Origin of the sequence: Vibrio sp. BS-M-Sm-2, assembly GCF_041504345.1 — a bacterium.
GTDB lineage: Bacteria > Pseudomonadota > Gammaproteobacteria > Enterobacterales > Vibrionaceae > Vibrio > Vibrio satsumensis.
Map to the genome: position 1 here is coordinate 3,278,876 of NZ_CP167894.1, position 20,855 is coordinate 3,299,730.

Annotated in this window: 16 protein-coding genes and 1 pseudogene; 11 read left to right on the forward strand and 6 right to left on the reverse strand. The window is 41.1% G+C overall.

The window, feature by feature from the left end; all coding sequences use genetic code 11:
- Positions 1 to 1,743 precede the first annotated feature (1,743 nt).
- From AB8613_RS15000 to AB8613_RS15025, 6 genes and pseudogenes are all read left to right on the forward strand, one after another.
- A complete protein-coding gene (locus AB8613_RS15000) occupies positions 1,744 to 2,052 on the forward strand; it encodes a hypothetical protein (RefSeq protein ID WP_372384036.1) in 309 nt (102 codons plus the stop codon).
- Between the two features lie 83 nt (positions 2,053 to 2,135).
- Complete coding sequence (locus tag AB8613_RS15005) at positions 2,136 to 3,629, forward strand: EAL domain-containing protein (RefSeq protein WP_372384037.1); 1,494 nt, start codon at positions 2,136 to 2,138, stop codon at positions 3,627 to 3,629.
- Positions 3,630 to 3,721: 92 nt separating this feature from the next.
- Positions 3,722 to 3,859, forward strand: coding sequence for a hypothetical protein (locus AB8613_RS15010; protein WP_372384038.1), 138 nt, complete (start codon positions 3,722 to 3,724; stop codon positions 3,857 to 3,859).
- A gap of 61 nt (positions 3,860 to 3,920) precedes the next feature.
- Positions 3,921 to 4,970, forward strand: a complete 1,050-nt coding sequence (locus AB8613_RS15015; RefSeq protein WP_372384039.1) for an OmpA family protein — start codon at positions 3,921 to 3,923, stop codon at positions 4,968 to 4,970.
- Positions 4,971 to 5,113: 143 nt separating this feature from the next.
- On the forward strand, positions 5,114 to 7,081 hold the full coding sequence (locus AB8613_RS15020) for an Ig-like domain-containing protein (RefSeq protein ID WP_372384040.1): 1,968 nt from the start codon (positions 5,114 to 5,116) through the stop codon (positions 7,079 to 7,081).
- A gap of 321 nt (positions 7,082 to 7,402) precedes the next feature.
- Positions 7,403 to 8,415: pseudogene (locus AB8613_RS15025) on the forward strand (IS3 family transposase); the annotation flags it as partial.
- Between the two features lie 83 nt (positions 8,416 to 8,498).
- On the opposite strand, the gene AB8613_RS15030 reads toward AB8613_RS15025, so the two are convergent.
- From AB8613_RS15030 to AB8613_RS15040, 3 genes are all read right to left on the reverse strand, one after another.
- Complete coding sequence (locus tag AB8613_RS15030; RefSeq protein WP_372384041.1) at positions 8,499 to 9,413, reverse strand: IS5 family transposase; 915 nt, start codon at positions 9,411 to 9,413, stop codon at positions 8,499 to 8,501.
- A 608-nt stretch (positions 9,414 to 10,021) separates the two neighbouring features.
- On the reverse strand, positions 10,022 to 10,339 hold the full coding sequence (locus AB8613_RS15035) for a transcriptional regulator (RefSeq protein WP_372384042.1): 318 nt from the start codon (positions 10,337 to 10,339) through the stop codon (positions 10,022 to 10,024).
- Between the two features lie 121 nt (positions 10,340 to 10,460).
- Entirely contained in the window at positions 10,461 to 10,661 is a 201-nt protein-coding gene (locus AB8613_RS15040) for a TfoX/Sxy family DNA transformation protein (RefSeq protein ID WP_372384043.1), read from the reverse strand.
- A 583-nt stretch (positions 10,662 to 11,244) separates the two neighbouring features.
- On the opposite strand from AB8613_RS15040, the gene AB8613_RS15045 reads away from it, so the two are divergent.
- The 5 genes from AB8613_RS15045 to AB8613_RS15065 all read left to right on the forward strand — a co-directional run bounded on the left by AB8613_RS15045 (position 11,245) and on the right by AB8613_RS15065 (position 16,095).
- Positions 11,245 to 11,574 (forward strand): Hpt domain-containing protein, encoded by a 330-nt coding sequence (locus AB8613_RS15045; RefSeq protein ID WP_372384044.1) that lies wholly within the window; start codon positions 11,245 to 11,247, stop codon positions 11,572 to 11,574.
- Positions 11,565 to 12,869 (forward strand): hypothetical protein, encoded by a 1,305-nt coding sequence (locus AB8613_RS15050; RefSeq protein WP_372384045.1) that lies wholly within the window; start codon positions 11,565 to 11,567, stop codon positions 12,867 to 12,869. The genes AB8613_RS15045 and AB8613_RS15050 overlap by 10 nt, the downstream gene beginning before the upstream one ends.
- The gene (locus AB8613_RS15055; protein ID WP_372384046.1) at positions 12,863 to 13,900 is read left to right on the forward strand and encodes an ATP-binding protein; all 1,038 of its coding nucleotides are present in this window, start codon (positions 12,863 to 12,865) and stop codon (positions 13,898 to 13,900) included. The genes AB8613_RS15050 and AB8613_RS15055 overlap by 7 nt, the downstream gene beginning before the upstream one ends.
- Positions 13,901 to 14,027: 127 nt before the next feature.
- Positions 14,028 to 14,909: a helix-turn-helix domain-containing protein gene (locus AB8613_RS15060; protein ID WP_372384047.1), complete on the forward strand. Its 882-nt coding sequence runs from the start codon at positions 14,028 to 14,030 to the stop codon at positions 14,907 to 14,909.
- Positions 14,902 to 16,095 (forward strand): EAL domain-containing protein, encoded by a 1,194-nt coding sequence (locus AB8613_RS15065; protein ID WP_372384048.1) that lies wholly within the window; start codon positions 14,902 to 14,904, stop codon positions 16,093 to 16,095. Before AB8613_RS15060 ends, AB8613_RS15065 begins: the two co-directional genes overlap by 8 nt.
- A gap of 820 nt (positions 16,096 to 16,915) precedes the next feature.
- Here AB8613_RS15065 and AB8613_RS15070 read toward each other — a convergent pair.
- The 3 genes from AB8613_RS15070 to nrdA all read right to left on the reverse strand — a co-directional run bounded on the left by AB8613_RS15070 (position 16,916) and on the right by nrdA (position 20,690).
- Positions 16,916 to 17,167: a 2Fe-2S iron-sulfur cluster-binding protein gene (locus tag AB8613_RS15070; protein WP_372384049.1), complete on the reverse strand. Its 252-nt coding sequence runs from the start codon at positions 17,165 to 17,167 to the stop codon at positions 16,916 to 16,918.
- 3 nt (positions 17,168 to 17,170) lie between these two features.
- Positions 17,171 to 18,304: a class Ia ribonucleoside-diphosphate reductase subunit beta gene (gene nrdB / locus AB8613_RS15075; protein ID WP_372384050.1), complete on the reverse strand. Its 1,134-nt coding sequence runs from the start codon at positions 18,302 to 18,304 to the stop codon at positions 17,171 to 17,173.
- Positions 18,305 to 18,407: 103 nt separating this feature from the next.
- Entirely contained in the window at positions 18,408 to 20,690 is a 2,283-nt protein-coding gene (nrdA, locus tag AB8613_RS15080) for a class 1a ribonucleoside-diphosphate reductase subunit alpha (RefSeq protein ID WP_146489867.1), read from the reverse strand.
- Positions 20,691 to 20,855: the final 165 nt, after the last annotated feature.

Sequence of the window (20,855 nt, forward strand, 5' to 3'; positions counted from 1 at the left end):
TCTGGAGGTTTAAGAGCTGGGTTACGAGAGGGAGGGCGTGTCGCTGATCAGCTCATAGGTTCTTGATTCAGTTCCACTGAATTGTGCTCCAAAGCCTCGCAAATTATGCTTAAAAGTATTTAAAAGTATTTAAAAGTATTTATAAGTATTTATTTTACAAAAAGACCACTGCGAGGTGATAATTAGCACATACAAAGAGTGCAATCACAAAGGTGCCTAGTTATGCTTAAGTCAAATTTAACCCTATTAGCTATCATTACAGCGTTATCATTGCCATTCAATACATCTGCTGCAACCATAACTGTGACGTGGAAGGGGAAAGTTCCATCATCAACTTGCATTAACCAGCCTCTCAGTAACCTCAAATCTTATTCAACGCTGAGTGAACATTGCCGAACACACTTAGAACTAACGCAAGAAAAGTCCCCATCTCAAAAGAGCAAGTCTTATATCAAATTCGATATATAGACAGCCACCTGAATCATATATCTATCCCCCTTATGACCGATTGGTCATTGGGGGATATTATTTTTTAGATAGAAAGGCTCTAAGCGCTCAGATTTACGGTGGCGAATACACAACCTTAGAACAAGTGTTACAACTTGTGTGACTACCCGAGTAATAGGGGTTTATCGAGGCGCTTGATATACTAGCTTCAGAGTGAAAGATTGTAATGGAAGAGCTTGCTTAGATGGGAATAACTGTTGGTTCTTGGTGAATGCGAAGAATTGAGAGAACAAAACTTTGGAAAATAAATATAACAAATAAAGATTAAGTGTGCTTAGCCAGCGCTTAATCAGATTGCTGACAAGCTTTATGTCTCTATGTAAGTAAATTTTGCGTTCTACTCCAGAACTGTGTGGGCCTGAACAACTTTCTTCATGCGAACACAGCCATCGTAGGGCAGAGATTTTCAATCTCTTTCGATGCGCCCTAATAGTCAGTTTTTCTGTTTGCTATACTTGTAGTTATTCATGAATTGCTAATATTTGTATTACGAAAATGATTTTTGTTCAAAAATCAGTTAATTTATTGAAAATCGTTAGTTGCCATCTAGCATACAATCACATGTGCATACTTTGCTTGAAATATTGTCTACCTACTTTGGCCCACTCTCATCCAGTCTGACAGTGTTTTTTACATTGCCATACCAGTGTAAGTGTAAAGCTTTAATGTCCCCTCCTCTCAACAAAGCTAAAATATCCCTTTCTAAATTAATCGATTGGTAATTGAGGGGAAAAGTTAGAAGGGTATTTAGCGTTGAGCCACAAGGAACTCGACCGTTTAATTTATGCCGGCCGTCTTCTCCAAATGGTGGCTGCTTCCCAGCTTGATCTGTGGGTTCGTCAGATCAAAAGCCTTCTTGCACGATTCCAGGCTGAAGAGGGCAGAGGGCTTATTTCCCGTCAACGACGCAAGAAGTCTAACAATACCTATACCGATGCTACACGGAAGCAACCAACGCTCCTATGCAGGTTTTTCCCCCACTCTTGCCAGTGAAAAGCTCGAGGAGCGACATGGTATAAAAATCTCCAGAGAAACACTACGCATCTGGATGATTGATGTCTCTATCTGGATGACTGAGGAGAGAAAGAAGGGCCACACTCCCCTCGACGAAAGCGTCGCTCTCGTCGAGGGGAGTAGATTCAGATAGATGGCTCTCCATACTCTTGGTTTGAAGAGCGAAGGGAGTACTATACATTTATCATATTTATTGGTGATGCTACCAGCGAATTAATCGCTATGAAATTCGCTCCAGAGGAAACGCCCCAAGCCTATATGGAAACATTGGACGACTATCTGGTCGAGCCTCGCCGGCCTGTTGCTCTGTATCCTGATAAGTACAGCATTTTCAGAATTTGCTATCCGGAGCGGGACGGCGACCTAACGCAATTTACTAGTGCGATAAATACACTAGATATTGAAACCATTCATGCCAATAGTGCTTGGGCCAAAGGCCACCGTTTACGTTATTGCACAGTCACTGTATTTGAATCTTTTGATGGGGAAATTACAGCTCTTAGCCATGGTAGGAAATTGGACGGTCACTGATTAATAATGTCATGTCATTTATTTAGGCGCTAACTAAATGATTGAGCTATTCTAAATATAGAAGATCATTTAGGGATAACAATGTGTCGAAAAAGAGATTAGTACCCCTTACAATATTTGGTTTGTCGTTGAGCATTAGTATTTGTGTCTTAGGTGGATTGGCAAACTCTCACCTAAAGCATGATTCTGAAAAACTGCTGAAGTCAGGTATTGCTCTCCTAGATAAACTTATCCGTAATGCTGATGCAACCAATCAAAGAGCTTACCTCTATACACAGAAGCCATGTGGAGATATTCTCCCTTTCTTACGTGAGCTTGTTGCCATAAGTTCAGATGTTCAGTTAATACACTTCATAAAAGAAAAACGTATTTATTGCAGTTCGTTAGAAGGAGAAGTGGATATACCTCTTGAGAAAGAAATCGTGTTCCGTACGTTGTTTCTTCAGGAACATTCTTCTTTTAATCCCAAAGAGTCATCATTAGCTTTTGTATCAAAGTATGATGATATTATTGTAGTTAGTTTTATCTCTGGCTACTACGTACGACAAGTCTTGGCGTCTGTTCTTGAAGGACAACATATTTTGCTGCACATTGATGGTAAGATAATGGATGATCAGCAGTTTTTTGAACCTAACTCGACAAGTGCATCTTTAACTATCAACTCATCTAACTATCGATATTCATTGAGTGTTAACCTTACTTATCACGATTATATTGAACATATTCAAGATCACAAATTGCTTTTAGTGATCTACTTTCTCTTCTTATGTGGGGCACTTTCATGGGGAACGTATCGGTTGATGAACAAACCGGAGACTTTGGAAACGCTTATAGCATCAGCGATAGAGAATGAAGAAATCATTCCTTATGTTCAACCCTATGTAGATAAAGACTCAAATATGGTAGGCGTTGAAGTGTTGGCGCGCTGGTTACACCCGAGCAAAGGGGTTATCAACCCGGATCTTTTTATTCCGTTAGCTGAAGAGTCTGGCCTGATCATTCCCATGACGAAATCACTTATGAACCAAGTACAGAAAAAGCTCAGTCCTCATCAGGGCTGTTTTTCTGAAGAATTCAATATTTCATTTAACATCTCAGCTAAGCATTGTACCCAATCAGAATTATTGGCGGACAGTTTAGGTTTCCTAAATGCTTTATCTGAGGCTAAAGTCGCGTTATCTTTTGAGTTAACAGAGAGAGAGTTAATTAAAGATACTCGGGAGGCAAGAGAGTTATTTGATGCGCTACATCTGCACCATGTGCAACTCGCTATCGACGATTTTGGGACCGGACACGCCAGTTTGAACTATTTAAACTTGTTTCACTTTGACGTATTAAAAATAGACCGAAGTTTTGTTCAAATGGTCGGAACTAACTCAGTATCAATGCACATCGTCGAAAACCTATTAGATCTCGCTGTTCGCTTAGACATGAAAACTGTAGCAGAGGGCGTAGAAACAGAAGAACAAGCTAAGTATTTAAGATCTCATGGCGTTGACTATTTACAAGGTTACTTTTTCTTTAAGCCTATGCCATTAGATGAATTTATTAATACATACTTAGATGTAAGCCTGTAGTCACCAGTACTTGGATGTTGTTGTAGTGGCATAGTGAATTTGGCCACCTGATTAAGAGGTGATGTATGATCATCTCTTAATCAGGTGACATTATGACTAAGCGTGATAGACGCACTTTTAACCCAGAATTTAAACTTGAATGTGGTCAGAGCATACTTTACGAGGGACATATCTACAAAGAAATCTGCGAAGCTATGGGCATCGGAGGGCTGGTTCTGGTTTACTCATAAAACCAGAACCAGCCTACTCGATTACTACTATTTGAATGTAATCTTTATTGAATGGATAAATATGAAAAAAAACACTTCAGTGTTGTTAATATCCTCAATGTGTGTGGGTGGGCTATCTCTAGCTAAAGGAGCTCCTGAACTAGAAGCAACCCATGAACTTTCATTATCTCCCCACTTTTATGTTGGCGGACGTTTTGGCTGGGGTTACTTTCTAGATGCTTGTGAAAGTGGTGCTAATGAATGTAATGAGGATACCTTCGGTGGCGGTGTTTATGCTGGCTACCAATTCAATGATTGGCTGGCTCTTGAGGCTGGCGTGACGGATTATGGTCAAATTGACGCCACTTATAATGGAAGCCGTGTCAGCGCTGACGCCTATGGGGCGGAGCTTTCTGCAAAGTTCTCTTATCACCTGTCCCCTGAATGGGCGCTATTTAGTCGCCTAGGGGCCTCTTATCAAGATATTGATAAGACCTCTGATTGGGAGGGTCAACAAAACAGTCAAGATTGGAACACACTGGTCGCACTGGGTATTGACTACCGATTTTCTCAACAATGGTCACTACGAGGGGAATATCAGTTTATTGATGGCATTGGAGACAGTGATGTCCTTCAATCGGATTTACACTTTACTTCGTTTGGGCTGACGTACCATTTTGGTCAAAAAACACATCAACCAGCTCCTGATCCACAATTAAAGCCCGTCTTACCCCCTGAGACTAAAACCGTCATAAAAGACATTTTCCTTGATGCCTATGCTTGGTTTGCGTTTGATTCCTCGATATTTCAACCCAATGAAGACTTAGATACGTTAGTTCGCGTATTGGGACAATACGACATTGGGGGGATATCCATTACGGGCCACACCGACAGCAGCGGAGCTGAAGCTTATAACCAAGCCCTATCGGAGCTCCGTGCACAAGCGGTGGCGGATTACCTCATCGAGAATGGCGTAGCGTCAGAGCGTTTAACGGTCATCGGTATGGGTGAAAGCCAGCCTGTGGCGGATAATCGCAACAAAGAAGGGCGAGCGAAGAATCGTCGAGTTGAGATTGACTTTAAGACGAAAGAAGAGCGAGTAGTAGAGAAGACAGAGGCATTACAACAATGAGATTAATGAAATTATTTTTAGGGCTTAGTCTTTCAATACTGACAGTGATCGGACTGGCTGGGTGTAATAATGGTGATGGAGGACTTCTCACTGAACCTCCCGCGTTGCCAAATAATATTATAGACCTTATTGTCACTCCCAAAATGGCACAAACCCCTCAAGGATTTACAGTCCGATTTAAAGCAGAAGCAGTTTTGTCTGATGGTCAAGTACTTGATGTGACAAACCAAGAGGCGCTTAACTGGCAAAGCAGTAATAGCAATATTGCTACCATCGATAGCGATGGAGTGGCCACTGGAGTCAAGGTTGGCAGTGTCACCATAACCGCGTCGGGTCAAACCAACGGTCAGAACTTTACTGCGAATGCGGCGTTAGCAGTGACGGATGCTATCGTAGAGTCGTTGTATATAACCCAAACCCCACAAACGACTCCAGTAGGACTAGCTGCGACCTTTACCGCCATAGCAATCCTGTCTGATGGCCAGACTCTTGATGTGACAAGTCAAGAGGCGCTTAACTGGCAAAGCAGTAATAGCAATATTGCTACCATAGATAGCGATGGCCTGGCAACAGGTGTCATGGTTGGCAGTGCCACCATAACCGCGTCGGGTCAAGCCAATGGTCAAAGCTTCAGTGCGAATGCGGCGTTAGAAGTGACGGATGCTATCGTAGCATTGTTGTATATAACCCAAACCACCCAAACCACCCAAACCACCCAAACCACCCAAACGACTCCAGTAGGACTAGCTGCGACCTTTACCGCCATAGCAATCCTGTCTGATGGCCAGGCTCTTGATGTAACAAGTCAAGAGGCGCTTAACTGGCAAAGCAGTAATAGCAATATTGCTACCATAGATAGCGATGGCGTGGCAACAGGTGTCATGGTTGGCAGTGTCACCATAACCGCGTCGGGTCAAGCCAATGGTCAAAGCTTCAGTGCGAATGCGGCGTTAGAAGTGACGGATGCTATCGTAACATCGTTGTCTATAATCCAAACCCCACAAACGATTCCACTAGGACTAGCTGCGCCCTTTACCGCCACAGCAATCCTGTCTGATGGCCAGGCTCTTGATGTAACAAGTCAAGAGGCGCTTAACTGGCAAAGCAGTAATAGCAATATTGCTACCATAGATAGCGATGGCGTGGCCACTGGAGTCAAGGTGGGTAATGTCACCATAACCGCGTCGGGTCAAGCCAATGGTCAAAGCTTCAGTACGCAAGCGGAGTTAGCTGTGACGGGTAGCATCTTATTATCTATAGAGGTTTCACCAAACCCTGTCGAAGTAAACTTATTAAGTTCGAGAACATTAGTCGCTACAGGCGTATATTCTGATGGTTCAATGATTCCAATTACTCCTTCCGTTAATTGGGGCGTGCAAGATACAAACATTGCAACGGTCCAGGGAGGTATGGTTATCGGTGTACACCTAGGTATCACGGAAACTACCGCATCCTTTGATTCGGTCATGAGTACACCGGTTGCAGTAAACGTGCTAGACCCCACTTTATTGGTATGTGGACATGAGAGTGGTTTTCCTATAGATACAGCTCCAACTGGTGGAGTTAATAATAGTGATCAATCGAATGCTACGGGGTATTGTCTGAAAGTTAGAGAAGTCGTTGGCTTTGACGGAATTGTAAAATGGTATACGAGCAGTCCATCAGAATTGGTGATGAATAGGATGGCGTATACTAGTCAAAACTCCAATAACAATAGTAATAACACATACGCAACATTTCGAGTTGAGGATGGAACTGACGGGCCGACAGGAAGCTTTGCACTCTTTCGACAGGGTGGCGTTGGCGTTACTATTCCCGGTGAAAATGGTCAACTTGACCGTTGGTGCCAAAAGTTAGATGATTTAAGTTTTGCAGGCCGAAAGGGATGGAGTAGAGCCTCAAGAAATGAACTAAAAAGCCTCTTTGATTTTGAGAACTCAGGAGCCACTTCTTTCTATAATTTGTGGGGTTGGCCAGCTTCATTGCGTTATTGGACAGATACTCTAGACGAAATGTCCCCTAATTATATTTTAGTTAGTCTTAAAAATAATAGTGAAGTAACCAAAGGTGATGGGACGCATTATGCCTCGTGCGTAGCGGAGGTTCGATAACAAGTCCATTCGAATCTTTTGTGGACAGTACGACCTAGGTTAACATCGTTTTCATCTTTCGATGAAAGGTCGAATTTATTCTGTGGATACACGGGGTATCTACCCAAATAGCGGTTATTAAAGGTTCATCGCGGATTAGCGGGAACTAAAAACAAAAACGGTAGTAAGTGATATGGTTTAGTCGCCAAACAAAAATCATACACAAACTACCGTTTCCATGTCGAATCATACTTTCCTATCTTCATTTTGGGAAGTGTAGTGGTCTAATGATCCCGGACACCAAATTAGGTGGTAAAGTCTCCACCATAAATGAGGTGCTCAATGACAAAACGACAACGACGTACATTTTCTACTGAGTTCAAAATAGATGCTGCAAGTTTGGTTCTTGACCAAGGGTACTCCATACCTGAAGCCGCTAACTCTATGGGCGTAGGTGAAACAGCTTTACGGCGATGGGTCGACCAACTCCAAGTTGAGCGAGGTGGGATTACTCCAACGACCAAAGCCCTCACGCCCGAGCAAAAGAAAATCCAAGAGTTAGAAGCCCGGATTAACCGGTTAGAACGAGAAAAATCCATATTAAAAAAGGCCACCGCTCTCTTAATGTCGGACGAACTCGAACGTTCTCGTTAATAGACAAGTTGAGGGAGCATGAATCGGTCAAAATGCTTTACGAGCTGTTCAACGTAGCTTCGTCTTGTTACTACGAGTTTAAGCAACTCAAGCCGGATACCAATCGCATTCGTCTAGCTAGCCAAATTAAAGAACTCTTCAACATGGGTCGAGGCTCTGCTGGTAGTAGACTCTTGTCTCGATGCTGAGCGCAGAAGGCATAAAAGCCGGACGATTCAAGGTTCGCCAGATAATGCGTGAAGCTGATTTAATGAGTAAACAGCCAGGTTCGCATCGATATAGACATGCAAAAGTAGAAAGGCTAGATATTCCAAATCTACTGAAGCGTGAATTTTCTGTCAGTACTCCGAATCGTGTTTGGTGTGGCGATATTACTTATATTTGGTCAGATTCGAAGTGGGCCTATTTAGCGGTAGTGCTTGACCTATTTAGCCGACGCGTTGTGGGGTGCTCTTTATCCTATAAGCCCGATACCGAATTAGTATCTAAAGCTTTGAACGAGGATGTCCGAAGAAAGTGATGTTCCATTCAGATCAAGGCTGTCAATATAGCAGCCGTAAATATCGCCAAAGACTTTGGCGATATCGTATAACTGAAAGCATGAGTCGTCGTGGTAATTGTTGGGATACATCAATCGCTTATTTAGAAGCTTGAAGACGGAATGGATACCAACAGTAGTTTATCGGAGTTTTGCAGAGGCGTAACAAGAAATTACTCAATACATTATTGACTATTATTGCCAGTTCCGTCCGCACCAAGGTTTTGTTTCCTAATTCGGTTTTAGTTAAAAACGCGCTTTAGGGATACCTAATCCTGTCAGCTTATTTAGCGCTTTTATCATGGCGTAAGTCTCACCAACCTGTGCATTGTAGTTTCTTAAACTTAATGTACCGCTGAGCAGTTTCTTCACACGGAACATCGCCGTCTCTGAGAGCGAACGTTTATGGTAGCCGTACTTCTTTTTCCAATGCTTATTTGAACCATATAGCTTCTGACAGCCGACCGCTAGATTGCGGGGATGACCTTGCTCCCAGAAGGCTGCGCCTTCCCTCGGTGGAATAAGCGGAACAGCATTTTTTACGCGAATAGCTTCGTAGCACAACCTTGTGTCGTAAGCACCATCGCCAGATATCTCATTGATTCTTCGGCGGGTCTGTTTGAGTAAGTTTGGAAGTACTTCTCCATCGCTTACATTCGATAAACTTAATTCAGCGGCAATGATTTCATGCGTGTTTGTATCGACCGCTAAATGTAGCTTTCTCCAGACTCGACGCTTCCCGTCTGTGCCATGCTTTTTGACTTTCCATTCGCCTTCGCCGTAGACCTTCAGGCCTGTCGCATCAATGGCTAAATGCTGGATAGCTCCTTTCGTTTTGGGCTTGAACGTGACGTTGACCGTTTTGGCTCCCTTACTAATGCATGAATAATGAGGACATGACAACGGCAATTGAGCAAGCTTGAAAACAGAATTGATGAATCCTTGCAGACCTCTCAACGGCATTGAAAATACTCGTTTGACCATAAGAGCCGTCGTAATGGCTAAGTCACTAAACAAACGAGGCCTTCCACGGTTGCCTTGTTTGACCTGTTTCCTGTGTTGGATTGCCTCTTCATCAATCCAAAATGTCAGTGAACCACGATTGATTAAAGCTTGGTTATATTGCTTCCAGTTAGTTGTTTTGTAGCGAGGCTTGGCCATTGGTCTAAGTACTTGAGTGAACTTAGCTGATCAGATCGTAGGTTAATGATTTAGTTCCCTGATTTAGGAAACAAAGCCAATGCAAGATACAAATAGAGCTTCGTTTGTAGCGATATGAGCTTCAAGTTTCTTTCAAGTTCTTCTGGCGTTTAAAAAAACACACCACACTGAATAGGTAAATCAATAGATGGCAAAGAGGAGTTTACCATCAAAAAAACAAGGTAAATAATGTGATGTTTTTATCATATCGTGCAATAGGTATTTATAAATCAATCATCTCACATTATCCCAGTTGGGCTTTCCTGCTCTATCAAATAAAGTGGTTTCACATTCTTAGGGTAGCCTTGATGCGACCAAAAGTAACTCGCGTTGCCTTTAATCCATTTGGCTTGTTTTCTTAGGATTAATTATTATTCGCATTTCGGGCATTTCGGGCATTTCTGGTTCGATACCGTTAATGGGCGCTTAAGCTTATCCGATAGATAGGGGTGACCGCTTTTGTCAGGGGAACCTGTTTACAATAATGATTTTACTTATACTTAATAAATTTAATCTCCTATAAGAGCTATAAAACTTACGAAATAAAGTCGGTGCTAGCGTAGTTATGGTTATGGGTCTTCAGTTTGTACTACGTTCAGGCTGTAACCGAATCGCTGTATAGTGTTAATTTCAATTGTTTTATCTATGCTGGCTAGTTTTCGTCTTAAAGACATAATAACCATGTTTAATGCGTTATCACAGACGATACAATGGGGCCATCCTGTTTCAATGAGTTCTCGTTTAGATATATGCGTGCCTTGGCTATCTATCAATTTTTCGACGATTAAATATTCACTCAATGTTAAGCGAACACTTATACACGTTGATGTATTTTCATTCGGAGTGATTTTTAGTATTAATGGACCTTTTATTAACTCAATGTTCATTTTGTCACACCACTTTAGTGTAAATATTAGTAATAATTAGGCCCTAATAGGGCATTATGTATATGGCGCCCGAAAGAAATAAAAAAATTAAGTGCCTATGGAGATGGTTTTTGTGTTTAGTTTACAAGTTGAAATACTGTGTTTTTAGCGCATTCCTAACTTCAGTTGTCAGCATTGAGCGATGAACACCTTGAATCGCACCCTCTAATGAGCATAAAAGTTCGATTGTTGGCTTGTGATGAGTGTGGTGCATGATGGCTTTTATCGCTTTAATAGAGCCGAACTCCCTTAGTTTTTCGGAGGAGTGTATGCCAGCCTTCATCAGAGCTTTTTGGGTTTTGTGGTGAATGTTTGGTAAATCGACTAATGGTTTGGGAGTCGTCTCACAATCAGGGTAACACTGTTTTAGGTGCTCTAATGTGACAGCAACTTCACACAGCAAAAGTGAGTTTTTGCTCCAAGGTTGTTGGGGTAGTTGATAGAAGTCGGCAGGGTGGTTAAGTCCTAACTCTCGACCGGATAGCGCAGTGTAGCCTTTTTACGGAAGTATTGTTCTTGGCTTCTTTCTGCCCTTAGATATGGTATGTTGTTTTTATAAACCATTGGTAAATACCATCAATGTAAAAAGCGTTTACACCAAAAATAGTTTTTTCACAGTCACATCACCTATTTCCTTAAGGTGTATATACGTTGTTCTGAAAGAGTAATTCATAATATTTTCATTAAATAGTTTCGACAATGAATGTATTTTCCAAATCAAATATCGGTAATTACAGAGCATTCGCGATGTTGTTTTTTTTGGGATGCCCCTAGGCATTGGCTGATTGAGAGATTATAAACGTAACCGGCTTTAGATTATTGGCTTAATAAGTATAACTGACAATGTTCAGATGCAGGTGTTTTGTATGTACAAAATTGACAACGAGATTTTTTTAAGAGCTACTGGTGTGGATTGTAACTCAAAAATGGGCAAAGCATTCCGTGTGACTGCAGTTACGAGCTTGAGAAAGATCATCGAAGAAGTAGGTCATAATAAGTTAACCAACAAAGAGTTGGCACATAAAATAAAAGGAATAGCAAGCGCTATGGGGTTTAATGAGGCTGCGTATATTTGTGGTCAAGTTGAGATTTATGATGAACTATTAAGCTATATTAACACGAGAAAGGCATTAGCAGAGATAGTCAGAAATATGCTGCAATCATGTGAAGTTAGAGAGGGTGAAATTTGTCTTTAAAGTACAAGTTAATTAAAGCGAATGCGCTCATAGTGGTGTTGTTTGCGAGCGTTCTCACCTATGCCGCTAGCTATATTGTTAATGTTACATCGGGAGGGCAGTTCGAGAAGATAAAAGAAAGCATCGTCGTATATAATGAAAAGTTACTATTAAGCTTTTTACAAGCAAATAGTTTAAGCTTAACTAAAGAAGCTGAATGGATAACAGAGCATATTCGTTATCTGTCTGATAACTTTCATAAATTACCAATAACTGATACTGGTGGCGACCTTAAAGAAAGCTTAATGACCATCAACAAAGACCTGAAACCGTTCATAGAAAGTGTTAGTTTTGTTAATATTAAAAATCGAGAAGAAATCAAACTGATTGATGGTCGGTTTATTCAGTCTGAACACTCTGCTACAACCAGAGGTTTGACTAGATTTCGAGATATGTTAGTTGAAAAGCGCATTAGCGATAATCACGTGAGTAATTATTACTTATATACATTCCCCTCTAATTACCCAGGAGCACTGCTGAAGTTTGAACTTAATTTGGAGTACTTTTCTGGTTCCCTCACTTCCAACAGTGTACAGGATTACTTTCAACCTCGGTATTTTCTTTTAGATAGTCAGGGTAAGTTACTTACATCGAACCTTAAACAGGATCCTATACGCTTATTGAGTGTCATGCAGCTTAGCGCGGGCGGGGATTCTGTATATTCACATGTCATGAACAACATTGAAGGGAGCCTTATCGTTGATAATGGTAAAGAATTATATAACGTTATGTTTAGGCAAAATAAACTGACGCGCTGGCGCATTATTCTGGTTACACCTGAATCAGTCGTTCGTTCTACTTACGAGACAACAAAGAAAGCTCTTATGAGTGCCGACGACACGTTGCTAAAAGCTTTCTCGTTCACTACGTTAGCACTGCTATTGATGTTTCTTGGGATCAATACGATAGTCATAAAATGTTTGACGTTGCCAATTGGGCGCCTTATAGAACAGGCAAGTGCGCTCAAAGAGGGTGATTTTCAGCGAGCGACTCTCATCGTAGAGGGTGCAGGCGCCGAAATGAGGCAGCTTTCGTATGCCTACGCAGAAGCCGGGAAACAAATTAAAACTCTTATTTCAGGCTTAGAAACTGAAGTCGAATTGAGGAGCCATCAGTATGAGCTTGCTGCGACAGAAGCAAAGCTAGCGGCTAATGAAGCAAAAGACGCAAATAAGCAAAAATCGATCTTACTCTCTAATGTCTCGCATGAAATCCGAACCCCCTTAATGCCATACTTGGCTATACAAATATGCTAAGTGACACAGATCTTAGCGTTAAGTCTAGGGATCAGCTAAAAGGTATATCTAATGCGAGTACGACGATACTTAATATTGTTAATGATTTATTAGATTTTGAGCGGGTTAAAGCTTCGAATTATAGCATAAAGCCAAAGCCAACACTCATTGCGGGCACCTTAGATGAAGTTGAGCATACGTTCGCGCCGTTAGCAGAAGAAAAGGGTCTAAAGCTAGAGGTGGTTAATGAAATAGAAAGTGACACATTATTATATCTAGACGAACTTAGGTTTAAGCAGTGCATTACTAATGTTGTCTCTAATTCCGTTAAATTTACTTTTGAGGGTTCAGTAAGAATACATAGCAATATTCGCAATGGCGAGTTAGTTATTTTGGTCTCTGACACTGGTATAGGTATACCTAATGACAAGTTAGGAAAGGTATTTAACGATTTTGAGCAAGTTTACGATGAAGATCAGCAATTTGGTTTTGGTTTAGGCTTAGCAATTACCCACGAAATTATCAAGTTAATGAAGGGAAAGGTTTCAGTCTCAAGCCAGGTAGGTGTTGGAACAGAGTTTAAGTTGAGTGTTCCGGTATTAGAAAGTCCAAAATTTTGCCCTCTTCGAACTCTCAAGGGAAACGTTAAACATGATAAGTCATTAGAAGTAAAGTCTATTTTTTTAGGTAAGAAAGCTTTGATAGTTGACGATGTTGACTTTAATCGTGAAGTTATAGAGTACCACCTACGCGAGCTGGGATTTACGTGCGTTGGTGCAGAGAATGGTTTGGCAGCCTTGCAGATCGCCTCTGAGCAGAAGGTCGATATAGTATTGACTGATATATCTATGCCTGTAATGGATGGAATTGAGTTGGCCAAAAAACTACAGGCTGCTTACCCTTCGTTACCGATTATAGCCGTGACAGCGAGAGCGACATTGAGCGAAAAATCGAAAATGGAAAACTATTTTCACTGTTATTTAACTAAGCCCCTCAACCGACATGATTTGGGTGTTACGCTGAACTGTGTCCTTTCCAAAGGTATAGGGTAACTTTAATTACTTTACGTCTATCAGTAGACTACTAACAGGGGGCTATTTCATTTCTCACTGGGCACCTTTGATTTTATAGTTTCTTGTCTGCCCTTAGCATTTACTTATTTATAATTGAAAATGTACTATGTCTCAACAACAGATAATAAAAATGTTCGGTGAAATAATAAAAAATTTTAGAGTAAGAAACGGGTTATCACAGACTGCTTTCGTCGACTTAGTTCAGCGCAGTAATTCCACGTTCAGTAATTTAGATGTTGTTACATTGAGTCGATGGGAACGTGGTGTGACAAAGCCCCATTTAACAAGACAAAATGAATTACTTGATCTTGTTGGTATTGATGTTTTCGATGTTTGGAAGAGTGAATTCTCGTCAAATGTAGATATTAATTTTCTTAATAAATTAAGTCGTAATGGATATACTGATAGTAACGACACACTTATAACTGAAACAATTATCATTAACTCTAGTAATATAGTTGAACTTCAGAATTACGTTAACCTGATTGATTTGGTATGTGACTTCGAAAAGAGTATTCTATTTGAGAGAGAACTAAGTAAATATTCCTCCAAGATATCGATGTTTCAAAACTTAATTGAAGAGTTCTCAGGTGAGTTGATACTAATTGTTTCACACGGGCAATTAGTTGGTCACATATTAACTTTAAGCCAGAGTGTGTTAGAAGAATATATGTCTGATCTAATTAAGATAGAAGAGGGCGTACATTTGGTTCTATCATTCAATTGTACGAGTGAACTTTCGATTATCGATACATTAGCTCGAGAAGCGTATAAATACTTACAAAGCCCTAATCCAAATAAAGGTTTGCACATATTTATTAATAATAAGCGTATGTTCGACTTTTTGTTTCATTTGGGTTTTGAGTATAAAACCGTAAAATGTGGAGACATAAAAGCTAAGTATATGATGACTGATGCAAAGCAGATTAAGTCGCAGCGAACTTGGATGCAGTTAATAGTAAGTTACAAAGGGGGTGAAGATGAGTAAATCAATTTTGATCGTGGACGATGTTGCATTAGCACGTGAGGTATTAAAAAATGCAGTTGGTAGCATTGATATTAAACATAATATCACGTTCGCGGCGAATGCTTATCAAGCCGCCGATAAAGTAAAGGTAAATGAGTTTGACCTTATTATTATGGACATCATGATGCCTGACGGTGATGGGTTTGAACTCCTTAGTATTCTATCTAAAAATGGAACTAGCGCAAAAATAATCATAACTTCTGGGTTAGATAAGTCGATTGTTAGCTCACTAAGTATGCTTGGAAAGCTTTATGAGCTGGATATCGTAGCATCGTTAGAAAAACCGATATGGTTTGACCAAATTGCAGTTTTAGTTAAAAAAACTCTCGAAGAGCTAGAGGTAAATAAACCAAAGCCAGCCTTGAAAAGCGTGGCTATTCATGACGATAACTTTCCAATTAGCTTAGTTTACCAACCGCAAGTTTTTTCGGATACTGAACTTGTTTTTGGTTTTGAAGTTCTTTCTAGGTGGTCCGATGTAAGTGGAGAGTTGCTTCAGCCAAGTTGTTTTTTGCCTATGATTGAAAAGTTAGGTAAGCAAAAAACGTTTACTAGCGTGGTAATAAAAAAGTTTATTCAGGACTACAAAACTCACTTTAAATACTTAAACAAGTCTTTAACATTCTCTATCAATGTTGAACCAAGTTTATTAGCTGATGATGATATTCTGAATGATATCCTTGCTATTTACGAGTCGGGTGTAGATCATAAAGTTGTCATAGAGATTACAGAGAATCGTCTTGTTCCTGAAATTGCACGAGATTTATTAGCGAATACTCTTAAGTTGCGCTTACATGGCTTTGATGTGTCGATTGATGATTTTGGCGTGTTAGGTTCTAACATTGAAAGAGTGATGCAACTCCCAATAAGCGAAATCAAAATTGATAGGAAAATCACTTGGGGATTCGGCCATAATGCAGATTATAAACAGTTTATTGATGAAGCAAAGAAGCTCGCGTCTGTCAAAAACTCTCGTATTATTTACGAAGGAGTTGAAGACCAGGAAACGGTTAATTTACTTGAAGCTATAGGAGGGTATGGCCAGCAAGGCTTTTTCCACGGTGTCCCAATGGTCGCTAAGCTTGCTCAGGATTTGGTTAGAAATTCTTCAGTTTCACATCAGAAAGATATCCCTCAGAAATTGTAAAGAAGTTGTTGTTTTTATTCACCTAGATCAAGGGAGTATTATAAAGGTTTTCTATGCTTTTTAATGAAACTCTTCGTATTGGTTGTTTTGGGCGATGGTGTTCAGTACAGCAAAGTTCTTAGTAGGTAAATGAGAGTTCCCTGACGCATGTTGACCTATTAAACAAAAATAGGGTTCAAACGAGCGGCTTAGAACGCTCAAATCCGAGTATTATTTGATACTCGGATTTCTCGTTAGTTAGGCCGTCAGTTTGTTAAATTTTTTAGTTTGTCTAATGATAGTTACATAACTATTTGAGCATAGGGTAAAACATGTATGTGTAAAAATGCTCAAACGTTGCTTTCCCATTTGTCTATTGGTGTACCAATACTTAATATTTATGGTCAGACATTGTCAACCGACATCCTCTTCATAGAGAGCGCTCAAAGCACAAACCACAGATGAGCCACGTAGTTCTTTGGGAGGCATTTTTTCATCTGACATTGCTTGTTACTGTTATGGCAGCCTCTAAGGCGCTGTCAACCTCGATTATTTTATAATTGAACTAATCAGTTATGCGAAATACCATAAATTACTTCTATGCTTCGGGAGGATTTTACGTGTGAAATAGTGGGGCTTTGAGAGCTACAGATTATTTTTGCGACTTAAATTAGGGTCCTTACATTAATAGATAGGCAAAAGATCGGTGTATTGACTTGATTGCGGCTTGAGTAAATGTTCAATGAAGGCAATTTCAATGCTGTCACATTATCTATTGACATCGATGAAAAAAACGCCCCAGGAAAAGCTGAGGCGTCTGTGTAAGGGTAACACGTGTATGTCAGTAATCGAGCTCTAAAACAAGGTCGCTATTCGCCTTGACACTGCAAGCCAGTACGTAGCCTTCAGGCAAGAAAGCGATTGTGTCTCTCACGCCGATAGTTTCTCCTGATTTAAGTTTGCACTTACAAGCGCCACAAAACCCGCCTCGACATTCTGAGTATATAGATTCCCCAGCCTTTTCCGCAGCCTGTAGAATGGTGTCGTTGGCTTCAGAAGTGAACTGCTTATTGTTCAAACTTATAGTGTTCATACGTTACAGCTCAAATCCTTCAAAGTCGTCAGCTTTTACTTCGTTGTCGATTTGACCAACTAGGTAAGAACTGATTTCAGCTTCTTGTGGAGCAACTTGTACGTTATCTGAAGATAACCACGCGTTGATCCATGGGATTGGGTTTGATGTTGCTGCTGGGTAAGCAGTACCTAGACCAACCGCTTGCATACGGATGTTGGTAATGTACTCAACGTATTGGCAAAGAATGTCTTTGTTTAGACCAATCATAGAGCCGTCTTTGAATAGGTATTCTGCCCACTCTTTCTCTTGCTCTGCTGCTTCTTTAAATAGGTCGAAACACTCTTGCTTGCACTCTTCAGCGATTTGCATGAATGCGAAGTCGTCTTGACCGTTACGTAGCAAGTTGATCATGTGCTGAGTACCAGTAAGGTGAAGTGCTTCATCACGAGCGATTAGCTTGATGATTTTAGCGTTACCTTCCATTAGCTCACGCTCAGCGAACGCGAATGAACAAGCAAAACTAACGTAGAAACGGATTGCTTCTAGCGCGTTTACCGACATTAGACATAGGTAAAGTTTCTTCTTCAGGTCGTGAAGTGAAATCTTAACGTCTTCGCCGTTGATGCTGTGGTTGCCTTCACCGTAGCGGTGGTAGTCAGCCGTTAGCTTGATTAGGTCGTCGTAATAGAAAGCGATGTCTTTAGCACGCTTAAGGATCTCTTCGTTTTCAACGATGTCATCAAATACTACACCTGGATCGTTCACGATGTTACGGATGATGTGCGTGTATGAGCGAGAGTGAATCGTTTCAGAGAAAGACCATGTCTCAATCCAAGTTTCCACTTCTGGTAGAGATACCAATGGAAGTAGGGCAACGTTAGGGCTGCGACCTTGGATAGAATCTAGAAGCGTTTGATACTTCAAGTTAGAGATGAAGATGTGTTTTTCATGCTCAGGAAGTTTGTTGTAGTCGATACGATCGCTCGACACGTCTACTTCTTCTGGGCGCCAGAAGAAAGAAAGCTGCTTCTCGATAAGCTTTTCGAAAATTTCGAATTTTTGTTGGTCGTAACGTGCAACGTTAACTGACTGACCCAAGAACATTGGTTCTTTTAGTTGGTCATTTTTAGTCTGAGAAAAAGTACTGTAAGCCATAAATGCCTCAAATCCTTTAAAGACCCGTAATAAAACGGACCCTGTTAATGCTTTAAACCCAGAGAAGATAACTCTTCTCTGGGGTCTTAATGTTTATTGCGGTTTAGATCTTACAACCGCCGCCTTCACAATCTTCTTCCGGCACTTGAACTGCATCGCCTTGGTCGTCTTTAGCACCATCACGAGTGTTATGGTAGTAAAGCGTCTTAACACCGTACTTGTACGCTGTTAGTAGGTCTTGAAGCAGCTTCTTCATTGGTACTTTACCGCTGTCGTAAACACTTGGATCATAGTTAGTGTTTGCAGAGATAGCTTGGTCAACGAATTTTTGCATGATACCCACTAGGTGTAAGTAACCGTCGTTAGAACCAATGTTCCAAAGTAGCTCGTAGTTCTCTTTAAGATTTAGGAAATCTGGAACAACTTGCTTAAGGATGCCGTCTTTCGATGCTTTCACTGATACGTAACCACGTGGTGGCTCGATACCGTTAGTCGCATTCGAGATTTGAGACGATGTCTCAGAAGGCATCAGCGCAGTTAGCGTAGAGTTACGCAGACCGTGCTCCATGATCTCTTCACGTAGAGTATCCCAATCGTAGTGCAGTGGCTCTTCACATACTAAGTCGATATCTTTTTTGTAAGTATCGATTGGCAGTAGGCCTTTCGCGTAGTTGGTTTCGTGGAAAGATGGGCAACGACCTTGCTCTTTCGCTAGTTCAACAGACGCTTTTAGCAAGTGATATTGAATTGCTTCAAAAGTACGGTGAGTTAGGCCATTCGCGCTGCCATCAGAGTACTTAACACCATTCTTCGCTAGGTAGTATGCGTAGTTGATTACACCCACACCTAAAGTACGACGGTTCATTGTCGACTTGTACGCTGCTGGAAGCGGGTAGTCTTGGTAATCAAGAAGTGCATCTAGAGCACGAACAACCAGCTCAGAAAGCTCAGCTAAGTCGTCTAGTTCATTGATTGCGCCAAGGTTGAACGCTGAAAGTGTACATAGTGCGATTTCGCCTTCGTCATCTTCTACGTTAGAAAGTGGCTTAGTAGGAAGCGCGATTTCTAGACATAGGTTCGATTGACGAACAGGGGCTACTTCAGAATCAAATGGGCTGTGTGTATTACAGTGGTCAACGTTCTGAATGTAGATACGACCAGTAGAAGCACGCTCTTGCATTAGCAGAGAGAAAAGCTCAACCGCTTTTACTGTTTCACGCTTCACTGAAGGATCGTTTTCGTACTTAACGTATAGCTCTTCAAAACGGTCTTGGTTTTCGAAGAACGCATCGTAAAGGCCAGGTACGTCAGAAGGTGAGAACAGGCTAATGTTGCCACCTTGAACTAGGCGAGAGTACATAAGCTTGTTCAGCTGTACGCCGTAATCCATGTGACGAACACGGTTCTCTTCAACACCGCGGTTGTTTTTCAGTACTAATAGAGACTGAACTTCACCGTGCCACAATGGGTAGAACACTGTTGCTGCGCCACCACGAACACCACCTTGAGAACAACATTTTACTGCTGTTTGGAAGTATTTGTAGAAAGGGATACAGCCAGTGTGGAACGCCTCACCATTACGGATTTCAGAACCAAGCGCACGGATACGACCTGCGTTGATACCAATACCAGCACGTTGAGATACGTAACGAACAATTGAGCTTGCTGTTGCGTTGATTGAATCAAGGCTGTCACCACACTCGATCAGTACACAAGAACTGAATTGACGAGTAGGCGTACGTACACCAGACATGATCGGTGTAGGTAGAGAAATCTTAAACGTAGACGATGCGTCGTAAAAACGTTTGATGTAGTCAAGACGAGTCGATTTCGGGTATTTAGCGAATAAACACGCGGCAACTAAAATGTAAAGGAACTGAGCACTCTCGTAGATTTCTTTCGTTACACGGTTTTGAACGAAGTATTTACCTTCGAGCTGCTTAACCGCTGCGTAAGAGAAGTCTAAGTCACGTTTGTGGTCGATGTACTCGTCAAGCTCTTCGAATTCAGCTTTCGTGTAGTCTTCCATAAGGTGGCTATCGTATTTACCCATATCAACCAGTTTTGCAACGTGGTCATATAGTGCTGGCGGCTCGTATTCGCCGTACGCTTTTTTACGTAGGTGGAATACAGACAGACGTGCTGCTAGATATTGGTAATCAGGAGTCTCTTCAGAGATTAAATCCGCTGCTGACTTGATGATAGTTTCATGAATGTCAGTAGTGGTGATGCCATCGTAAAACTGAATGTGAGCTTTCAATTCTACTTGTGATACAGAAACATTGTGCAAGCCTTCAGCTGCCCATGTAATCACGCGATGGATCTTCTCTAGATCGATCGTTTCTTTGCGCCCGTTACGCTTGGTAACAGTAAGTTGTTGGTTCATTCTGCTTAATTTCCCTAACAAAACTGAACAAGGCCGTGTTTTTGTGTATTTCTGTGTAATTTTTGTAAATTACGTTTCGGCTTTGTGATCTTGGTCTACCCATATATTGTAGTTCAAACACAACATATAGGGGTCATTTGTTTGTTGGGTTACAAGATAGTGCTA

Excerpts from the sequence above, each read along its gene's own strand:
- AB8613_RS15035 (WP_372384042.1), bottom strand. The coding sequence starts at position 10,339 with ATGAACATTGAGTTAATAAAAGGTCCATTAATACTAAAAATCACTCCG.
- AB8613_RS15045 (WP_372384044.1), top strand. The coding sequence starts at position 11,245 with ATGTACAAAATTGACAACGAGATTTTTTTAAGAGCTACTGGTGTGGAT.
- AB8613_RS15020 (WP_372384040.1), top strand. The coding sequence starts at position 5,114 with ATGGCACAAACCCCTCAAGGATTTACAGTCCGATTTAAAGCAGAAGCA.
- AB8613_RS15010 (WP_372384038.1), top strand. The coding sequence starts at position 3,722 with ATGACTAAGCGTGATAGACGCACTTTTAACCCAGAATTTAAACTTGAA.
- nrdA (WP_146489867.1), bottom strand. The coding sequence starts at position 20,690 with ATGAACCAACAACTTACTGTTACCAAGCGTAACGGGCGCAAAGAAACG.
- AB8613_RS15015 (WP_372384039.1), top strand. The coding sequence starts at position 3,921 with ATGAAAAAAAACACTTCAGTGTTGTTAATATCCTCAATGTGTGTGGGT.
- AB8613_RS15030 (WP_372384041.1), bottom strand. The coding sequence starts at position 9,413 with ATGGCCAAGCCTCGCTACAAAACAACTAACTGGAAGCAATATAACCAA.
- AB8613_RS15055 (WP_372384046.1), top strand. The coding sequence starts at position 12,863 with ATGCTAAGTGACACAGATCTTAGCGTTAAGTCTAGGGATCAGCTAAAA.
- AB8613_RS15040 (WP_372384043.1), bottom strand. The coding sequence starts at position 10,661 with ATGAAGGCTGGCATACACTCCTCCGAAAAACTAAGGGAGTTCGGCTCT.
- AB8613_RS15000 (WP_372384036.1), top strand. The coding sequence starts at position 1,744 with ATGAAATTCGCTCCAGAGGAAACGCCCCAAGCCTATATGGAAACATTG.
- AB8613_RS15070 (WP_372384049.1), bottom strand. The coding sequence starts at position 17,167 with ATGAACACTATAAGTTTGAACAATAAGCAGTTCACTTCTGAAGCCAAC.
- nrdB (WP_372384050.1), bottom strand. The coding sequence starts at position 18,304 with ATGGCTTACAGTACTTTTTCTCAGACTAAAAATGACCAACTAAAAGAA.
- AB8613_RS15065 (WP_372384048.1), top strand. The coding sequence starts at position 14,902 with ATGAGTAAATCAATTTTGATCGTGGACGATGTTGCATTAGCACGTGAG.
- AB8613_RS15060 (WP_372384047.1), top strand. The coding sequence starts at position 14,028 with ATGTCTCAACAACAGATAATAAAAATGTTCGGTGAAATAATAAAAAAT.